Annotated in this window: 18 protein-coding genes; 12 read left to right on the top strand and 6 right to left on the bottom strand. The window is 71.6% G+C overall.

What is annotated here, in order from left to right; translation table 11 throughout:
• Window positions 1–6 precede the first annotated feature (6 nt).
• Window positions 7–2,223 carry a glycosyltransferase gene (locus ABD205_RS21710; protein WP_344048568.1) on the bottom strand — a complete coding sequence of 739 codons (2,217 nt, stop codon included), beginning with the start codon at window positions 2,221–2,223 and terminating at the stop codon, window positions 7–9.
• Window positions 2,220–3,026, bottom strand: a complete 807-nt coding sequence (locus ABD205_RS21705) for a polyprenol monophosphomannose synthase (protein WP_344048566.1) — start codon at window positions 3,024–3,026, stop codon at window positions 2,220–2,222. Before ABD205_RS21705 ends, ABD205_RS21710 begins: the two co-directional genes overlap by 4 nt.
• A gap of 107 nt (window positions 3,027–3,133) precedes the next feature.
• Between ABD205_RS21705 and ABD205_RS21700 the strand changes: the two genes are divergently transcribed.
• Complete coding sequence (locus tag ABD205_RS21700; RefSeq protein WP_344048564.1) at window positions 3,134–3,325, top strand: hypothetical protein; 192 nt, start codon at window positions 3,134–3,136, stop codon at window positions 3,323–3,325.
• Between the two features lie 213 nt (window positions 3,326–3,538).
• Window positions 3,539–4,105 carry an NADPH-dependent FMN reductase gene (locus tag ABD205_RS21695; RefSeq protein WP_344048562.1) on the top strand — a complete coding sequence of 189 codons (567 nt, stop codon included), beginning with the start codon at window positions 3,539–3,541 and terminating at the stop codon, window positions 4,103–4,105.
• 6 nt (window positions 4,106–4,111) lie between these two features.
• Here the strand turns inward: ABD205_RS21695 and ABD205_RS21690 are convergent, their stop codons facing one another.
• Together ABD205_RS21690 and cls are read right to left on the bottom strand one after the other, a co-directional pair.
• Entirely contained in the window at window positions 4,112–4,651 is a 540-nt protein-coding gene (locus ABD205_RS21690; RefSeq protein ID WP_344048560.1) for a nitroreductase family protein, read from the bottom strand.
• 84 nt (window positions 4,652–4,735) lie between these two features.
• Window positions 4,736–6,217, bottom strand: a complete 1,482-nt coding sequence (gene cls, locus ABD205_RS21685; RefSeq protein ID WP_344048558.1) for a cardiolipin synthase — start codon at window positions 6,215–6,217, stop codon at window positions 4,736–4,738.
• Between the two features lie 114 nt (window positions 6,218–6,331).
• Here cls and ABD205_RS21680 point away from each other — a divergent pair, with 114 nt between their 5' ends.
• The gene (locus ABD205_RS21680; protein ID WP_344048556.1) at window positions 6,332–7,432 is read left to right on the top strand and encodes an AI-2E family transporter; all 1,101 of its coding nucleotides are present in this window, start codon (window positions 6,332–6,334) and stop codon (window positions 7,430–7,432) included.
• A 12-nt stretch (window positions 7,433–7,444) separates the two neighbouring features.
• Here ABD205_RS21680 and ABD205_RS21675 read toward each other — a convergent pair whose 3' ends face one another.
• Entirely contained in the window at window positions 7,445–7,648 is a 204-nt protein-coding gene (locus ABD205_RS21675; protein WP_344048554.1) for a hypothetical protein, read from the bottom strand.
• Between the two features lie 222 nt (window positions 7,649–7,870).
• Here ABD205_RS21675 and ABD205_RS21670 point away from each other — a divergent pair, with 222 nt between their 5' ends.
• The 7 genes from ABD205_RS21670 (at window position 7,871) to ABD205_RS21640 (ending at window position 16,164) form a co-directional block, all read left to right on the top strand.
• Window positions 7,871–9,607, top strand: coding sequence for a SulP family inorganic anion transporter (locus ABD205_RS21670; protein ID WP_344048552.1), 1,737 nt, complete (start codon window positions 7,871–7,873; stop codon window positions 9,605–9,607).
• Window positions 9,608–9,648: 41 nt separating this feature from the next.
• The gene (locus ABD205_RS21665; RefSeq protein ID WP_344048550.1) at window positions 9,649–10,146 is read left to right on the top strand and encodes a DUF1269 domain-containing protein; all 498 of its coding nucleotides are present in this window, start codon (window positions 9,649–9,651) and stop codon (window positions 10,144–10,146) included.
• 16 nt (window positions 10,147–10,162) lie between these two features.
• Window positions 10,163–10,753 carry a DUF1269 domain-containing protein gene (locus ABD205_RS21660; protein WP_344048548.1) on the top strand — a complete coding sequence of 197 codons (591 nt, stop codon included), beginning with the start codon at window positions 10,163–10,165 and terminating at the stop codon, window positions 10,751–10,753.
• Window positions 10,754–10,801: 48 nt separating this feature from the next.
• Window positions 10,802–11,218, top strand: coding sequence for a DUF7144 family membrane protein (locus tag ABD205_RS21655; RefSeq protein WP_344048545.1), 417 nt, complete (start codon window positions 10,802–10,804; stop codon window positions 11,216–11,218).
• A 164-nt stretch (window positions 11,219–11,382) separates the two neighbouring features.
• Window positions 11,383–14,082 carry a LuxR C-terminal-related transcriptional regulator gene (locus ABD205_RS21650; RefSeq protein WP_344048543.1) on the top strand — a complete coding sequence of 900 codons (2,700 nt, stop codon included), beginning with the start codon at window positions 11,383–11,385 and terminating at the stop codon, window positions 14,080–14,082.
• A 90-nt stretch (window positions 14,083–14,172) separates the two neighbouring features.
• Window positions 14,173–14,820 (top strand): HdeD family acid-resistance protein, encoded by a 648-nt coding sequence (locus ABD205_RS21645; RefSeq protein ID WP_344048541.1) that lies wholly within the window; start codon window positions 14,173–14,175, stop codon window positions 14,818–14,820.
• Between the two features lie 12 nt (window positions 14,821–14,832).
• Window positions 14,833–16,164: a hypothetical protein gene (locus tag ABD205_RS21640; protein ID WP_344048539.1), complete on the top strand. Its 1,332-nt coding sequence runs from the start codon at window positions 14,833–14,835 to the stop codon at window positions 16,162–16,164.
• Here ABD205_RS21640 and ABD205_RS21635 read toward each other — a convergent pair.
• Complete coding sequence (locus ABD205_RS21635) at window positions 16,079–16,963, bottom strand: YhjD/YihY/BrkB family envelope integrity protein (RefSeq protein WP_344048537.1); 885 nt, start codon at window positions 16,961–16,963, stop codon at window positions 16,079–16,081. The two genes, ABD205_RS21640 and ABD205_RS21635, sit on opposite strands and share 86 nt — an antisense overlap.
• A gap of 89 nt (window positions 16,964–17,052) precedes the next feature.
• On the opposite strand from ABD205_RS21635, the gene ABD205_RS21630 reads away from it, so the two are divergent.
• Both ABD205_RS21630 and ABD205_RS21625 read left to right on the top strand, forming a co-directional pair.
• Window positions 17,053–17,580, top strand: a complete 528-nt coding sequence (locus ABD205_RS21630; RefSeq protein WP_344048535.1) for a potassium channel family protein — start codon at window positions 17,053–17,055, stop codon at window positions 17,578–17,580.
• A 92-nt stretch (window positions 17,581–17,672) separates the two neighbouring features.
• Complete coding sequence (locus ABD205_RS21625) at window positions 17,673–18,188, top strand: hypothetical protein (RefSeq protein WP_344048533.1); 516 nt, start codon at window positions 17,673–17,675, stop codon at window positions 18,186–18,188.
• The last annotated feature ends 11 nt before the right edge of the window (window positions 18,189–18,199 follow it).

Below are 18,199 nucleotides of genomic sequence, written 5' to 3'. Positions count from 1 at the left end.
GTGTCGTCAGGCCTCGCCGACGATCGGTCCGGACAACGAGTCCGCCAGGTCGGTCAGGGATGCGGGCAGGGCCGCGACCTTCACGTCGTCCCCGACGCTGACCCGCTCCGCCGCCGCCCGGTAGAGCACCTGGCTCCGCTCGAGAGCGTCGGCCCAGTCGAACGCAGGAGGGACACGTCGGTTGTGCGCGCTGATGCGCTCGCGCTGCTCCGAGTCGCGGACGAGGTCGGCGAGAACGATCGTCATCTCGACGTCGTCGGCGGCCAACACACCGTCCACCCTGTCACGGACGAACTCGCCGACGCCGCTGTCTCGATGGGCGACGACCGGAAGCCCCGCGCACCGTGCCTCCAGCGCCGCGATGCCGAAGGACTCCTTGGCGGCCGGGGCCACGTACAGCGATCCGGCTCGCAGCTCGTCGATGACCTGGCTGCGCGGGATGCGCCCGGTGAGCCGGACCTGCTGCTCGAGGCCGTGCCGCCTCACGTATCGCTCCACCCGCCGACGCAGAGGGCCGTCGCCGACGATCACCAGTCGGACGTCGCTCTCGGGCGCCAGCTCGCGCACCCGGTGGAACATCCTCACCAGCTGCAGCGGGCGCTTGCGCGGCATCAGCCGCATGACGCTCACCAGGGTGACGGGTCCGTCGCTCGGTGCGGGGGCGGCGTCGGGCGTGCCGTCGGGTGTCGAGCGCCAGTCGTCGATGTCGATCGCGTTCGGCAGCACGGCCACGTCGACCCCGTGCAACGAGCGCCCGAAGGTCTCGGCGGCAACGCCGCTCACGGCCGACCAGACCACCGGCCAGCGTCGCAGACCCGCGAGGGCCGCCAGCCGGAGGATGGCGCCCGCACCGACCCACATCGAGTGCACCGTCATCAGCGTGGGGACGCCCGCCGACATGGCGGCACGGGCCACCGCGATGCCGTACGGCGACACCATCGACACGTGGACGTGGACGACGTCGTACTCCGACACCACCCGGCGGGCGTGGACCGCGGACAGCCGGCGCACCCAGTCCGGGTCACCGTCGTTGCCGCGCGGCGGCGTGAGCACCTGGGCGTCCAGCCCGAGCGCGCGCTGGTGGCGGACCAGGTCGTCGACGTGGGTCTCGATGCCGCCCAGGCGCGGGAGGAAGACGTCGGTCACGTGGGCGATGCGACGTGCCGGCTCCGCGTGCCGGACGACGTCGGGCCGGCGCCGCGCGCTCCTCCGCTGGCCCAGGAGCCAGATGCCGAGCGCTCCCCCGCCGACGGGGATCTCGACGGCGAACACGAACGCGCGGTAGAGGACCGCGGCCGCCGTCACGCTGGCGGGGTCCCCGCCGAGCGCGAGCAGCACACCGACCATGCCCAGGTCAGCGATGCCGACCCCTCCTGGCGTGATCGGCACGATGGTCAGCATCCGTTCCACCGCGAACGCGGCGAGCACCTCGGCCCAGGTGTTGCCGCCTCCCGTCAGGTGGAGGCAGGCACCGAGGAGCAGGGCCTGGAGAGCGACGTAGCCGCTGATCCCGAGGGACATCCGCAACCAGCCGGTGGCCACCAGTCCGACGCACTCGCGCCGGATCTCCAGGAGGGCGTCGGCCAACCCGAGCTCACGGTCGCGGCCGACGAGGCGCAGTCCGGAGCGGAGGACCGTCTCGACGATGGAGCCCACGGCCTGCGCACCACGCGGGCTGAGCAGAAGGGTCGCCGCGAAGGCAGCCAGGCAGACGAAGCCGACGCCTGCGAGCAGCGAGGCCGTGCGCAGCTGCGAGGTGACCTCGCCCGCTCGCGCCAGCGCGAGCACGCCGAGGACCGGCAGCAGCAGCTTGGCGCCGACGTCCCACAGGTTCGTCAGGAAGGTGTAGCCGGTGAAGGTCTGGGCCTCCATGCCCCACGCCTTCATCATCCGGCGGTTGAGCTCGACGCCGGCGGCGCCGCCGAGCGGCAGCACGTTCGACACCGCGCTGCCGGTGACGTTCAGCGTCAGGGCGCGTCGATGGGTGAGGCTCGGCGCAGCGGCGGTCAGGACGAACGAGTGCACCCACAGCCCGACGAACCACAGCGCGACCAGGGCGAGTGCAGCGGGCCAGTGGATCCCCCGCAGGACCGGCATGACGCCGTGCCACGAGATGTCCACGGCTCGCGGGAGGCCGACGGTGATGAGGGCGATCGCGATGCCCCAGGAGGCGACGAACCGCGTCCGCGCCCAGACGTGCGCCCGTGTCCCTGAGCCGCTCATGCCCGTCCGGCCTCCTCGAGACGCTCCGTCCGCTGGTGGTCCGGGTCGGCCGCGGGTGCGGCGCCGGGCTGCACGCGGCCGCGCCCCGCGAGCTCACCGATCCGCCAGCGGAGCACGAGCACGGCCGCCTCGCGTGCAACGGAGGCGCTCATCTTCGAGTCGCCGACGGTGCGCTCGGTGAACGTGATCGGGTGCTCGGCGACACGCAGGCCGGCCCGCTCGGCACGCCAGGTGTTCTCCACCTGGAAGCCGTAGCCGCTGGCGGCCGAGTCGACGGCCCCGGCTGCGAGGAGTGCTGCGGCGCGCCACGCCCGGAAGCCGGACGTGGCGTCGCGGGTGCGCAGACCGAGCACGCGACGGGCGTAGACGTTGGCACCCCAGGACAGGAGCCGGCGGGCGAGCGGCCAGTTCTCGGTGACCCCGCCGGCGACGTACCGCGAGCCGACGACGACGTCCTGGCCTCGCAGCAGCTCGATCATGGCGGGGATCTCGGTCGCCGGGTGGGAGCCGTCGGCGTCCATCTGGAGGACGACCTCGTACCCGGCGTCGAGGGCGGCCGCGAACCCCGCGCGGTACGCCGCGCCGAGGCCGTCCTTGGAGCTGCGCGTGAGCAGGCGGACCCACGACCCGTACGCCGCGTGACCGCGTACGACGTCACCGGTGCCGTCCGGGCTGCTGTCGTCCACGACGAGCACGTCGATCGACGCATCCGAGGCGGCGGACCTGGCGTCCGCGAGGCGATCCAGGAGCGCGCCCACGCTGGCAGCCTCGTTGTAGGTGGGAACGACGATCACGCAGCGCATGTGCGGACGGTAGGCAGCCGCGGATGAAGGCTCCGTGAAGAGGGGCCCGTATCAGCGCGAGCACCGGACTCTCCTGATCCGAAAGGCATCGAACGGTGGGAGGACCGATGGACACGACACTCTGCCCCGAGTGCGGGGCGCTCGCCGACGTCGAGTGGCGCGACGTCCTCGAGAGCACCGAGGGGCCGGTCGAGCACGCAAAGGTCGTCTGCGCCCGCAGGCACTGGTTCCTGCTGCCTGTGGAGCACCTCGCACACCCGGCGGCGGCTCCTGAGCCTCGCCGGTCGCTGAGCCGGTGACGCATCTGCGACGCAGGCGGCGCCGTCGGTCGGTGGGGTAACCGTCTGTTCCGGCAGGGGTAACCGTCAGTTCGATACGCCACCCGATCCTTGCAACGGTCAGGTGGCGTATCGAACTGACGGTTACCTTTCTCGGCCGGTCCCGTCGCACTCCGGCGGGGTAGGACGGCAGCGAACGGGCACCGGTGGGAGACCCCACAGAAGGAGAGCACCATGACCTACCGAGTGGGCTACTTCGTTGGCAGCCTGTCGTCGCAGTCGATCAACCGCACGCTGAGCCGGGCGCTGATCCGGCTCGCGCCCCCGGACCTCGAGTTCCACGAGATCCCGATCGGGGATCTGCCGCTCTACAGCCCCGACTTCGACGCGGACTACCCCGCCGAGGCCAGGGCGCTCAAGGACGCGATCGCGGCCTCGGACGCGGTGCTCTTCGTGAGCCCGGAGTACAACCGCTCCATCCCGGGCGCCCTGAAGAACGCGATCGACTGGGCGTCACGGCCCTGGGGACAGAACTCGTTCCACCACATGCCGGCTGCCGTCATCGGCGCGTCGATCGGCCAGATCGGCACGGCCGTCGGACAGCAGAGCCTGCGCGCGGTGCTGAGCTTCTGCAACGCCCGCCAGATGACGGCGCCAGAGGCCTACGTCCACTTCAAGCCCGGCCTCTTCACCGACGACGGCGAGGTGACCGACGACTCGACCGCGGCGTTCCTCAGCGACTTCATGGGCGAGTTCCGCACCCATGTCGAACGCGTCCTCACGGTGATCCCGCGCCCCTGACCAGGCTCAGCGTCGCATGCGGGGCGCCGCCGTGAGGTCGGCCAGGCTACGCCGCTCGCGCTCCGGTGGCGCCTCCTCAGCGGGTCGGCCCACGGCCGTCATGGTGACGACCTCCCAGCCGGGCGCGAGCCCGAGGTTGGCACTGAGTCCCTCCGCGTCGAACGCCCGGAACTGCCGACAGGCCAACCCCAGGGCAGCGGCCTGCAGCGTGAAGTGGGCGACCGCCTGGCCGAGGTCGTAGTCGGCGAACTCGGAGTAGAGCAGCTCGCTGTCGTCGACCGTCCGGTGGGCGATGTTGACGACGAGCGCGCTCGCATCCGGCGCCCATCGCCGCGAGCCGGGCGCGAGCCGGCGTACGAGCGTGCCGTGCTCGGCATCGCCCCGGCGGGCGACGACGAACGCCCACGGCTGTGAGTTGCCGGCCGACGGCGCCCAGCGCGCGGCCTCGAGCAGCAGGTCGACCGCATGGTCGTCCAGGACGTGCTCAGGGTCGAACCGCATCGGGCTGAACCGCCCGCGCAGGAGTGGGTGCAGGTCGGCGCTCATACCGGCGCAAGTCGGCTGCGGTCGACGGCATTCCCGCCGACCTCGTCCGGGTCGGCGTCATCCGTGCGATGCGAACGGGACGCGCTACTGGAGCGCGGCGGTCAGCCGCATCACGTTGTCGACGTACGCCGCGCCGCGGCTGCGCTGCTTCCAGACGTCGACCGTCAGCTCGGGCGAGAGCGAGCGGTAGGTGGCCAGGACCTCCTCCAGCCGGTCGACGACCTGGCGACCACGCAGCAGCACCATGACCTCGTAGTTCAGCGCGAACGACCGGTAGTCCATGTTCGACGAACCCACCACCGCGACCTCGTCGTCGACGGTGAAGAACTTGGCGTGCAGGACGTACGGCGCCGGGTAGAGGCGGATCCGCACACCGGCGTCCAGGAGCGCGCTGTAGTAGGACCGCTGCGCATGGAAGACCATGAACTGGTCCGCCCCCTCGTTGACGAACAGCTCCACGTCCACACCACGCTGGGCGGCCGTCGTCACGGCGTACAGCAGCGACTCGTCGGGGACGAAGTAGGGGCTGACGAGCGAGAGCCGACGCCGCGCGTCGTAGATGAGGGTGTTGAACAGGCGCAGGTTGTTCTCGGTGACGAAGCCGGGCCCGCTGCCGACGACCTGACATGCCACGCCGTCCGCCGACCCGGGGACGGTCGGGGCGGCGATCTCGGTGACGACGAGGGTGTCGCGCACGCTCTCGCCCGTCTCGGAGAACCAGTCGGTCGCGAACAGCACTGCGAGGTCGCGGACCACCGGACCCTCGACGCGGACCATCACCTCGACCCACTCGCGGCCGGCCTTGTGGTTCTTCGGCTTGTTGTAGCCGGGCTCGATCAGGTTCTGGGAGCCGGTGAAGGCGACGCGGCCGTCGACGATGAGGATCTTGCGGTGGTTGCGGAGGTCCGGTCGCCGGATCTGGCCGCGCCGCAGGCTGATCGGGAGCATCGGCGCCCAGGCGATCTTCGTCGCCTTCAGCCTCGTGAGCAGGTCCTTGTACACAGGGATGCCGCGCGAGCCCAGGTGGTCGAAGAGGAGTCGGACCTGGACACCGCGCTCGGAGGCGTCGACGAGGGCCTCGAAGAACGACGCCGTCACCTCGTCCCACGCGGTGATGTAGAACTCGACGTGCACGAACCTGCTGGCCTTCAGGACCTCCTGGCGCATCGCCTCCACGGCGCCCGAATAGTCGCTGAGGACCGCGACCCGGTTGCCCTCCGACATGGGAAGCGATCCGAGCACCTCGTTGAGCCGTGCCGCTCCGGCGAGGTCACCGGCCGGGGAGAGCGCGGCCGCGTCGCCCTGCGCGCGGGCCGCGGCCATCACCTCCTCGTTGACACGTCGCTGCCAGGCGCGGCGCTTCCTGCCGACGCTGGTGCTCCCGAAGAGTGCGAACGCGATGATCCCGAGGTAGGGCACGGCCAGCACGAGGATCAGCCACGCCATGCCGGTCGACGGCTTCCGGTTGCCCGGGATGACTCCGAGAGCCAGGACGACGACCACGATCTCGGCGACGACGAGCAGGACGCCGATGATGCCGAGCAGCCACCCCAACCAGTCCGGCACGAGGCCTCCTCGGTCCGGTCGCCGTAGATCCGGACGGTAGGAACCACGCGCCACGACGCGCGTCACCCGAACAGGGTGAGCCGGTCGACGTACTCCGACCGGTCACCATGGGCCGTGTCCGAAGCACCGTCGCGACCGGGGAGCGTTGCACCGCTGCCCCGCACGCTGGCCGTCCTGCTCGGGTCGGCCGCCGCGGTCGTCACCCTGGCGGGCGTCCACGCGGCTCGCGGGATCCTCGGGCCGCTGTTCCTGGCGCTGGTGCTGACGATCCTCGTGCACCCCGTGCGGGTATGGCTGGCCCGGCGCATCCCGAACGGGCTCGCGACCGGGATCTGCGTCGTGCTCGGCTACGCCATCATCCTCGGACTCTCCCTGAGCATCGTCGTGGCGATCGGGCGCTTCGCCGCGCTGGTCCCGACGTACGCCGACGACGCCGACAAGCTCGTCGCCGACGCCACCGCCTGGCTACGCGACGTCGGGGTCGACGCGGACGCCGTCCACAAGGTCGTCTCGTCCTTCGACCTGGGCGCGCTCGCCGGCGTGGCGCTCGATGTCCTCGCCGGCCTCGCCAGCGCGGCCTCCAGCATGTTCTTCCTGCTCACGCTGTGCCTCTTCACGATCGTCGACGGCAGCTCCTTCGGAGCCCGGATCAAGGACCTGGCGGCGGTGCGTCCGCACCTGGTCGAGGCCCTCGACGGCTTCGCGTCGGGGACCTTGCGGTACCTGCTGGTGTCGACCGTCTTCGGCCTGATCGTGGCGACCCTCGACACGATCGCCCTCTACCTGCTCGGCGTCCCCGCACCGCTGCTGTGGGGCCTGCTGGCCTTCCTGACGAACTACATCCCCAACATCGGGTTCGTCATCGGGCTGATCCCCCCGGCGGTGCTCGCGCTGCTCGACTCCGGCGTCGGCCTGATGCTGGCCGTGATCGCCGTCTACTGCGCCCTCAACCTGGTCATCCAGTCGGTCATCCAGCCCAAGATCGTCGGCGACGCGGTCGGACTCTCGACCACCCTGACGTTCGTCTCGCTGGTGTTCTGGTCGTGGATCATCGGGCCCGTCGGCACGGTCCTCGCGGTGCCGCTCAGCCTCCTGGTGAGGGCACTCCTCGTCGACGCCGACCCGAGGAGCCGGTGGCTCACACCGATCATCGCCAACCGGCCGGACACTCCCGACACGCCCGACACGAAACAGGCGCCGCCGCACAAGCACTGAGCGGGCGGTCCGTCAGTCGTCCGGGATCGTCAGCACCTCGACCACGTCGATGCCGAGCGAGCTCAACAGGTTGAGGACGCCCTGGAGCTGCTCCTGGTCGGCCACGTCGCCGGTGAGGGTCGTCGACGCGCGTTGGCGGCGAGAGGTCAGGTGCGGGAATGCGCTGAGCAGCTCCTCGGAGAGCTCCGCGTCCACGCGGATCAGCATCCTGGTCATCCGAGTCCTCCGATGCCCTTGCCGAGGGTCGTCACGCCGATCGCTTTGCCCATGACCACCCCAAACTCGTACCGATGCCCGCCCCTGCGCCGCGGCCATGGCGGCACCATCGGGGTTGCCGCCGAACGTAGGACGGCTGCCCCACGCCCCGCGTCACCGGATTCGGGCGAGCCGCACATCTGGCACGTGGTGCACCTTCGTCGCAACCTCGGGGGTGTTGCCGTGACCAGACCCGTCGCTCCGTCGTTCGCCGGCTTCTCGCGCGCCTGGGTGCGACCGGACCTCCTGGCAGGACTGACCGTCTGGGCGGTCCTCGTCCCGGAGTCGCTGGCGTACGCCACCATCGCCGGCGTACCGCCCGTCGTCGGTCTCTACGCGGCCGTGCCTTCGCTGGTGCTGTACGCGCTCGTCGGCTCGTCGCGCCACCTGGTCGTCGCCCCCATGTCGGCCACGGCAGCCCTGTCGGCCGGCGTCGTGGCGGACTTCGCGACGAAGGACGCCGGCCAGGTCGCCGCGCTCACGGCGGGTATCGCGCTGGCGACCGGCGTGCTGGCCGTCGTCGCCGGCCTGCTGCGGCTCGGCTTCCTCGCCTCGTTCATCTCCGAGCCCGTCCTCAAGGGCTTCATCGTCGGTCTCGCGCTCACCATCATGATCGGTCAGGTGCCGGCCCTGATCGGGGTGGACAAGGGGTCCGGCAGCTTCTTCGAGAAGCTCTGGGACGTCGTCGGGAACCTCGGCGATGCCGACCCGCTGACGGTCGCGGTCGGGCTGGGGAGCCTGGCCGCGCTCCTCGTGCTGCGCCGCTTCGTGCCGCTGGTCCCGGGCTCGCTGGTGGTCGCCCTGGCCGGCATCGGGGTCACGGTCGCGCTGGGCCTCGACGACCACGGCCTCGACATCGTGGGCCACATCGACTCCGGCCTCCCCCACCTCGGCCTGCCCGACGTGTCCGGCGGCGACTGGCCGGACCTGGTCGCCGGTGCGGTCGGCGTGATGCTCGTCGGGTTCGCCGAGGGGCTCGGCGCCGCGAAGACGTACGCCGCCCGGGCCGGCTACGACATCGACCCCGACCGCGAGCTCCTCGGTCTGGGGGTGAGCAACCTCGGCGCCGGACTGGTCTCCGGCATGGTCGTCAACGGCAGCCTGTCGAAGACTGCGGTCAACGGCTCCGCGGGCGCCCGCTCACAGCTCTCCGGCCTGACCGCAGCATCCCTGACCCTGATCACGATCCTGTTCCTCACCGGGCTGTTCGAGCAGCTGCCCGAGGCGACGCTCGCGGCCATCGTCATCGCCGCGGTCGTCGAGCTGGTCGACGTCGGATCCCTGCGCAGGCTCTGGCGAGTCGGGCGCGGGCCGCTCGCGCAGACCCACCGCATCACCGCGCGGGCGGACTTCGTCGGTGCGTGCGCAGCACTGCTGGGCGTCCTCGTCTTCGACACGCTGCCCGGACTTGTCATCGGCATCGCGGTCTCGCTCGGGTTGTTGCTCGCCCGCACGTCCCGGCCGCACATCGCCGTCCTGGCGCCGGTCGGCACCGGACCCGACCGGCCCTGGGTGGACGTCGCGCGCAGCCCCGGCCGCTCGCCCCTGCCGGGCGTCCTCGTCGTACGAGTGGAGGCGTCGCTGGGGTTCGCCAACGCCGACTACGTCAGGGGCCGCGTCCGCGCCCTCGCCGCCGAGGTGGCCGACCTCAGGCTGGTCGTGGTCGACGGGCGTACGACGCCCTCGATCGACGTGACCGCCGTCGACATGCTCGTCCAGCTGCGCACCGACCTGTCTCGCATGGGTGCCGAGCTGGTCATGGCCGGTGACGTCGGGCAGGTGCGCGATGTCCTCGCCTTCGCCCGGCCCGCCGGCGAGCCCCCGCTGCACCCCACGATCGAGGCCGCCCTGGCGTCGCCGCAGGTGCCCCCCGCCCGTTCACCGGGTTCGGGGGAGGCACCTCGCGACCCGGCGCGATGAGGTGATCGGAGATCCCCCACCAGCGACCTCAGGAGGTCCCCATGGCCCAAGCGACCCTGTCCGTCTGGAAGTTCGACTCGCCGGAGGCAGCCGACAACGCGGTGTCGGTCGTCGAGCAGCTCTCCCGCGAAGGTGTCGTGACCCTCCACGACGCGGCGACCGTGTCGTGGCCGCTGGACAAGACGAAGCCGAAGACCCGCCAGCTGACGTCGACGGCCGGAGCAGGCGCGCTCGGCGGCACCTTCTGGGGCATGTTGTTCGGGCTCCTCTTCTTCGTGCCCCTGCTGGGCGCCGCGGTGGGTGCCGCGACCGGCGCCCTGACAGGAGCACTGACCGACGTCGGCATCGACGACGGCTTCATCAACAAGATCCGCGACCAGGTGACACCTGGGACCTCGGCGCTCTTCCTGATGACGTCGGACGCCGTGCTCGACAAGGCGCGCGACGCGTTCGCCGGAGACTCCCGACCCGAGCTGATCTTCACCAACCTCAGCTCCGAGCAGGAGTCGGCGCTGCGCGAGGTCTTCACCGACGAGTGACCGGGCAGCCCCCGACATGCCCACCGCGGCGACGCTGACCGTCTGGCTCTACGACTCCGCCATGGGCGCGGCGGCCGGCGAGGTCCGGCTCAAGAACCTGCAGCAGAAGGGCGCCCTCACGGTCCACGACGCGGTCACGGTGACCTGGATCCCGGGTGCCCACGAGCCCCGGCTCGGCCACCTGAGGCACGAGACCACCGCGGCCGCGTCGAAGGCGTCAGTGCTCGGCGCGCTGCTCGGGTCGCTCGTCCTCACACCGGTCGTCGGCGCGGCCGCCGGGGCGGGGGTCGGGGCCCTGGCACAACGCCTGCGCGGCACCGGCATCGACAAGGAGTTCCTGGAGAAGCTCAAGGAGCGGATGCAGCCCGGCACCTCCGCGCTGGTCGTGCTCTCGAGCGACGCGGACCTGGACGCCGTACGGCCCGTCATCGAGCGGGGCCGGGCCCGGGGCGACGTCAAGCTGCTGCTCGTCGACCTCGCCGAGGGGGCGCCGGAGGCGCTCCAGGACCTGCTCCGCGACCCGGCCACCGACCCCGCCACCGACCCCGCCACCGACCCCACGACGTCCCCCGATCCGGGTGACCCCGACGTCCCACCGCAGTCCTAGCGTCGGCTTCGTGCCCCGCGCGTGCGGGGCCGACCCTCAGGAGGAAACATGACAAGCGCATCGCGTCCCGCCTACGAAACCTCCACCACGCGCGACCTGTTCGCCCTCGGGGTCACGTCCTTCGCCGGCGTCCTGCTCGCGACCGTCGCCATCTTCCAGATCCTCGAGGGCATCGCCGCCATCGCCAAGGACGAGGTGTACGTCAACGGGGTGAAGTACGCCTACAAGCTGGACATCACGACCTGGGGCTGGGTCCACCTCGTGATCGGCGTCATCGGTCTCATCACCGGCATCGCGATCCTCGCCGGCCAGGCATGGGGCCGCCTGCTGGGCATCTTCGTGGCGTTCATCGGGATCCTCGCCAACTTCGCCTTCATCCCCCACTACCCCGTCTGGAGCATCGTCGTCATCGCGTTCTGGATCCTCACGATCTGGGCGCTGTGCACACAGCTCGACGATGAGTAGGCGCGGTCGAGGGCCCGGTTCGTCCTATAGTGATCGCACGGCGTGGATGGGGCCCGCCGACAAGAAGTGGTGTCACTCGGGACACTGCTGCGACAGACGCTCGACCTAGCGGGATGGCACGGAGCGCAGCAGCCCTCCCGCCGTCAGGCGTCTCGGGAGGGGCTATGGGCAGACCAGCAATCCCCAGGGAGCAGGAGACCAGCGACTACCGGCCACGCCGGACGGTCCAGGGTGCACCGCGGCTGCCTCGCACCTATGTGCCGAGACGGCGGCTGTGGTCGGCGCTCGACAGCGCCACTGCTGGAGCGGTCACGCTGCTCGTCGCGCCGGTCGGCGCCGGCAAGACCCTCGGAGTGCGCGGCTGGCTGGAGTACAGCCCGGAGCCCCAGGCGTCGGACGCGACCTGGATCCAGGGCGACGCCACCTGGACGCCGCACCGGTTCGAGGCCGCGATACAGGCGGCGGCACGGCGACGCAACACCGGCGACGGCTCGATGGGCTGCCTGCTGGTGGTCGACGACGCCAACGCCCTCCCGCCGCCGTCCCTCCGGCTCATCGACAAGCTGCTCAGCACGGCACCCGACTCGCTCCGGCTGCTGCTCGTCAGCCGCTGGGACCTCCCGCTCAACCGGATGGTCCCGGAGCTTCTCGGCCAGCTGACCGTCCTGCGCGGCGACCTGCTCCACATGAGCGACGAGGAGTGCGCACCGCTCATCGTCGAGCACGCCCGGACGACGGACCCGGAGGTCGTCCGCGCGGTGACCGAGCGCGCCCAGGGCTGGCCCGCGGCCGTCGTGCTCGCGTCCCGGGCCGTCGGCTCCGCGCAGGACCGCCTGGCAGCGGCACAGCACCTGCGTGGGGGCGCGACCTCGGTCCCGGACCACGTCGCGAGCGAGGTCTTCGCCTCCCTGACCACGCGACAGCGACACCTGCTGCTGTGCGTGGCCGGCGAGGGGATCGTCAGTGCGAGCACCGCCGCACACCTGTCCCACGACGTCCAGGCCCCCGAGCTGCTCGCCGAGCTCGAGGCGACGGGCCTCCTCGTCACGCGTGTCCCGGCCACCCACGTGCCGACACCTCGCCGGCATTCCGACGGCGGCCCTGACGACGCGACGGAGCCCGATGTCAGCTACCGGATCCACCCGATCCTCGCGGAGGTCATCCGTCGGCGGCTCAGCGCCGGTGGCGTCGACGTCGCCCAGGCCCAGGCGACGGTCAAGCGCGCCGTACACCTCGACCTGGTGAGCGGCAGCAGCCGCGGGGCCTTCGACCGGCTGATCTACGTCAACGCCGCGGATGCGGCGGCGGACCTGCTGGCGAACGCCGGCGTTCGCCTGGTGCTGGGCGAGGGCGGCATCGACGAGATCGCCGGCTTCGTGCGGGCATGCCCCGAGGTGGTCGAGCGTCGTCCGGACACCTGGTTCCGGATCGCCCTGGCGCGCTGGGCCGCGGACGACATGGAGGGCGTCAGCCACTGGACCGAGCGCGTCCTGTCCCGCCCGGAGGCGGAGGCCGACGTCGAGATCGCGTGCACCCGGTTGTGGCGTGCGTGGCTCGGCCTGGAACCCGTCCCGTCCGCCCTCGGTTACGCGAGGCAGGTGCTCGAGAGGTCCGGCCCCGGCTCGGCGACCGAGGCCCATGCACGCGCGCTCGCGGTGCTCCTCAACGAGGTGGGCGTCGCCTGCAACTGGCTCGGTGAGCTGGCGGAGGCGGAGGCCCACCTCACCCTCGCGATCAGCCTCGCCCGCTCGGAGGGGCTCGGCACGCTCGAGGCGACCTCGATGACCCACCTCGCGGCGACGATGTTCATGAGTGGCAGGGAGAGTGCCGCGACCGACATGGCCGTCTCCGCGCTCTCCCGTCTCGACGAGGCCAGCGTGTGGCGGCCTCGCGTCACGCCGTCGCGCGCCATGGTGACCCTCTTCCTCAGCACCTTCGTCGACCTGCCGTGGACCGAGGGGGCCGTGACCGTGCCCGGCGACGGCATCGGCAGCCGGGTGCACAGCGCCGACCTGACCACCAAGTTCTGGCTGTGGATCCGCAACGCTCGGATCGCGTTGCAGCGGGGTTCGGTCGCCGAGGCGGAGAAGATCCTGACCACGCCGCAGACGGCGATGCTGCACGAGTCGCGGCTCCCCGACCACCTTCGGGTCGTCCTGCTCCTCGAGCGGGCGTTCCTCGCGGCGGTGTCCGGCGACCAGTGGGCGCTCGGCTCGCTCGGGAAGTCGCTCGCCGGCATCGGCGCGCGTGGCGAGGCGGCCCTCGTCGCCGGCCTGGCGGCGGACCTGGCGGGCGACCGGCGGGCCGCGGTCGCGGCCTTCGAGATCGCGGTCACCGACGCGGCGTACTCCCAACCGCCGGTGCGGGCGCTGGCGCTCACCTGCTGCGCGCAGGTCCTGGACGCACTCGGCGAGGGCGAGCGGGCGATCGCACACCTCGTCGAGGCGGCGACGGCGACCGAGGTACGTCGCAACGCCGTGCCGTTCCTCGGCTGGACACGTCAGGGCACGCCGATGGCCACGCTCCTCCCCCGGCTCGCAGCCACCAACCCGACACCGTGGGTCCAGGAGCTCGCAGCGTCCGGCGCCGACCGTCCCGACGTGACCACGCTCTACTCGGCGAGCACGGCGTCTCCCCGCGAGCGCGAGATCACGGCGACGGTCGTGGTGCCCCCGCTGCTGAGTCCACGCGAGCGGGACGTGCTCGGCGAGCTCGCGCGAGGTGCGACGTACGCCGACATCGCGGGGACGCTCTTCGTCTCGGAGAACACCGTGAAGACGCACGTGTCGAGCCTCTACAGCAAGCTCGGCGTGTCGCGTCGCAGCCAGGCGCTCGCGGTCGCCCGCAACATGAACCTCCTCTGAGGGGTCGACGGCCGCCACCCGATTCGGGCGAGGACTTGCCCCGCCCGGCGCCGCACGATGGCAGCGTCGGTACTCATTCGGGAGGCGGCCATGTCGTACGAGCAGACCTATCCATCGGGTGACCACCGCGGGCCCGACCTCGGGCGGGTGAGCGCCCTCGGCGTGATCGCCGACCACTGGGGACTCGTGCTGGCGTACGGTCTCGTCAGCCTCGGGCTCGGTGTGACGCTGGCCGTCTGGCCCGACGAGACGCTCAAGGTCGCCGCCATCCTCATCGGCATCCAGCTCCTCGCCTCCGGACTCATCCGGGTCATCTACTCGATCGCCGCCACGGGCGTGGAGACCGCGCTTCGGGTGCTGCTCGGCGTGACCGGCGCACTCGCGTTCGTGGTCGGGCTCCTGTGCCTGCGCGACCCGGTCCAGACCCTCCTGGCGATCACCCTCATCCTCGGCGTGTGGTGGGTGGTGTCGGGCGTGATCGACATCATCGGGGCCGTGCTCTCACCCGTGCCGGGGCGGCCCGGCTGGGACATCTTCGCGGGGCTCGTCAGCGTCCTGGCCGGCGGCTTCCTGCTCGTGGATCCGCACCTCTCGCTCGGCGTCCTGGTCTTCGTGACGTGCGCCTGGCTGATCGTGACCGGTCTGCTCGCGGTCGTGACCGCCTTCCGGCTCCGCTCCCTGCGGACACCGGAGACCGGCACGGCCTCGACATCGACTCCGCCGGCGCCGGCGCTCTGAGACGCCGCGCTGATGAGTGTCACGGAGCCGCCGGACGACCGGGAGCAGCGCGCAGCGCAGCTCCGCGCTGAGCTCGCCGAGCTCGAGGGCGAGGGCGAGGGCGAGGGCGCCACGATCGTCCCGGCAGACCGCGAGCGCACGGGCTGGTGGCGCACGGCCCTCGCCGCCGCCCTGATCGTGGCGATGGGGGTGCTCGCGCCGCTCTCCGTCGTCGCCCGCTGGGCGCACGACGAGGTGTCCGACACCGACCGCTACGTCGCCACCGTCGCGCCCCTCGCGCACGACCCGGCGGTGCAGAGCGCGGTGGCCGACCGGATCACGACCGAGATCGTGTCGCGGCTGCAGGTCCAGGCCGTCACCAAGCAGGCGATCGACGCGCTGGCCGCACAGGGACTTCCACCGCTTGCGGCGAACAGCCTCACGGCCCTGTCCGGCCCGCTCACCAACGCCATCGAGGACTTCGTCCACCGCCAGGTGACCGCTCTCGTCCAGTCGGACGCCTTCACGACGGCCTGGGAGGAGGCGAACCGGCAGGCACACACCCAGCTGGTCGCCGTACTGACCGGCAAGGACAGCGACGTGGTCGACGTCAGCAACGGCGTCGTCAGCGTCAACCTCGCCACCGTGATCGACGCGGTCAAGACCCGGCTCGTGGAGCGTGGCTTCACCCTGGCCGAGCGGCTTCCCGAGGTGCAGGCGCAGTTCACCATCGTCGAGTCCGCCGATCTCGCCAAGGCGCAGACGGCATTCCGGGTCCTCAGCGCGCTCAACACGCTGCTCCCCGCGCTCGCACTGCTCTGCCTGATCTGCGCGGTGCTGGTCGCCCGGTCCCGACGGCGCACGCTGGTGGCTGCCGGCCTCGCACTGGCCGCCTCGATGCTGGTCCTCGGCGTGGCGCTCAACGCGTTCCGGATCATCTACCTCGACGCGGTCCCCGCAGACCGGCTGCCCCCGGACGCGGCCGCCTCGATCTACGACACCATCGCGTGGTTCATCCGGCTGAACCTGCGCGCCGTCCTCGTCGTCGGGCTCGCGGTCGCGTTCATCGCCTGGGTCAGCGGGCCCGGCCGTACGGCGGTCGCCGTACGCCGCGGAACCTCCCGCGTGGTCGCCGGCGCCCGCGGCGGTTCGATGCGCGCCGGTCTCGACACGGGCCGGTTCGGTGTCGCGCTCGACACCTACCGCAACGCGATCCGCGGCGTCGTGCTCGGCGTGGCCCTGCTGCTCTACGTGATGCGCGACCACCCGACCGGTGGGTTCACGATCGCCCTGCTGGCCGTCGCCGCGGTGGTCCTTCTGGTCGTCGAGGTCCTCGCACGTCCACCCAGCCACGAACCGTCCTGAGCATCGCCAGGACGGTCGGGTCCTCGGTCACGACCCGCCCGACGAGGGCGCTGCCGACCAGGACCGCCGCGAGCCCGATCAGCCACGTCGAGAGCGACAGGATGATGCCGAGGGTGCCGAACTGGCGCGCGTTCGCGGAGACGTACGCCGGCATGAGCAGCCCCGACAGGTGCGTGTAGATGACCGTGACGGCCCCCGCCAGCACCGCACCGGTCGTCAGCCGCAGCCAGCCGACCCGTCCGAAGAGCAGCACCCAGGACGTCCCCCACCAGATCGCCGACATCATGACCATCTCGACGCCGAGGCCGAAGACGTCGGTCACGAGCGAGCCACCGTGCAGCACGGAACGCAGGGCCGCGAGGACCTGGAGGATCAGCAGCCAGCCGATCAGCCACATGAAGCACCGCCTCGTCCCGGACAGGCCACCGATGTGCGGCTGCTGCCAGACACGCTCGTACATCCGCTCCATCGCCCGCGCGAAGCTCGTCGCGGAGAACAGGGTGATGGCCGCTCCGACCAGGCCGGTCTGGTTGCGCACCTGGTCGGGCTGGAGGTCGGAGGTCACCGTGCTCGACCCCGTGGACCCCAGCCCGGTGACGGACGTCAGCTCCTGCAGCGCGTCGTCGGTGAGCCGGGGGAAGAACGCCGCCACCACGACGAGCATCGGGACGAGGGCGAGCAGTCCCTGGGCGGCGATGAGCATGCAGCGGTCGATGAACTCGATCCTCACGAACTCGCTCAGCAGGTGCCCGACGATCGGGATCCGGTCGAGTCGCTTGCGGAGCGCGGCGAGGTCCATCGAGCGCCAGCGTGACGCGAGCCGTGGGCGGCCCTGTCACCCGGAGAGGGTGAACTGGCGGGGGCGTCGCACCGACGAGGATCGTACCGATGTCAGGGTGGCGACGGGGGCTGCGGTTGACGGCGGCGATGGCGCTCGTCGTCGGCTTCTACTTCGCCGTCCCGATCACTCTCGAGGCGGAGACCGCGGTCATCGTCCGCCTCGTCCTGGCCGCCGTCCTCCTGGCCAGCCTCACCGCGATGGTCGGCTGGCAGGTCCGCCGGCACTTCTCCCACCCCGATCAGCACATCGACGGGCTGCTGCTCGCCCTGGTCGTCGGGGTGCTGGGGTTCGCGCTCGCCTTCTACGTGATCGCGGAGCGACAGCCCGGCCAGTTCTACGGGCTCGAGACACGGGTCGACTCCCTCTACTTCACGATGACGACGCTGCTCACCATCGGGTACGGCGACGTGCACGCCGCCGGCCAGCTCGCGCGCGTCCTGGTCATGATCCAGATGATCTTCGACGTGGCCGTCATCGCCACCGCCGGCGGGGTGCTCACCCGGACGATGCGGGAGTCGGCGGCCTCGCGCGCGCGTCGGGCCGAGGCCCGGCGTGCTCACCGGAAGCCGCCGTGAGGGGTGGTCCACGGATCCCACGCACCTGAGGAGGGCGGCGACCACCCGCTTCGGGGGAGGTCGGCCCGCCCCGGGGCTGGTGCAGTCGAAGGGTGACCGTCCCGTCCGCCGTGCCGCCACGGCCACCGCAGGCCCAGGCGCAGCCCCAGTCCGCGACGCATCGCCCGCGGCGGATCCTGCTGCTGGGCGCGCGGGTCCTCGTCTGGCTGGTCTACGCCTACGTCATCGTGACGGAGGTCGTGCTCGTCCTCGGCTTCCTCCTGCTGCTCTTCGGGGCGAACCCCGACGCGTCCTTCGTCGCCTGGGCCTACCGGTCGCTGGACCGCGCGATGGAGCCGTTCCGCGGCATGTTCACGCCGATCCACCTCAACCTGAGCGCCAGCGCCGAGGTCGGCGCCGTGCTCGACACCTCGGTGCTCTTCGCGATGGTCGTCTACGCGTTCCTCGGCCTGGCGGTGCACGCGCTGCTCGAGTGGCTCTCCGAGCTGATCAGGCGCGAGGACCGGTCCTCGCGCCAGCATGCGGCTGCACCGACCCCGCCGGCGTACGGACCCCCGGCGTACGGACCGCCGACGGTGCCGCCGCCAGGAGCGCCGCCCCGCTCCTGACGCGGAATCTC

Origin of the sequence: Nocardioides panacihumi, from assembly GCF_039530925.1 — a bacterium.
Lineage (GTDB): Bacteria > Actinomycetota > Actinomycetes > Propionibacteriales > Nocardioidaceae > Nocardioides > Nocardioides panacihumi.
This window is presented reverse-complemented; position numbering and strand designations above follow the sequence as displayed.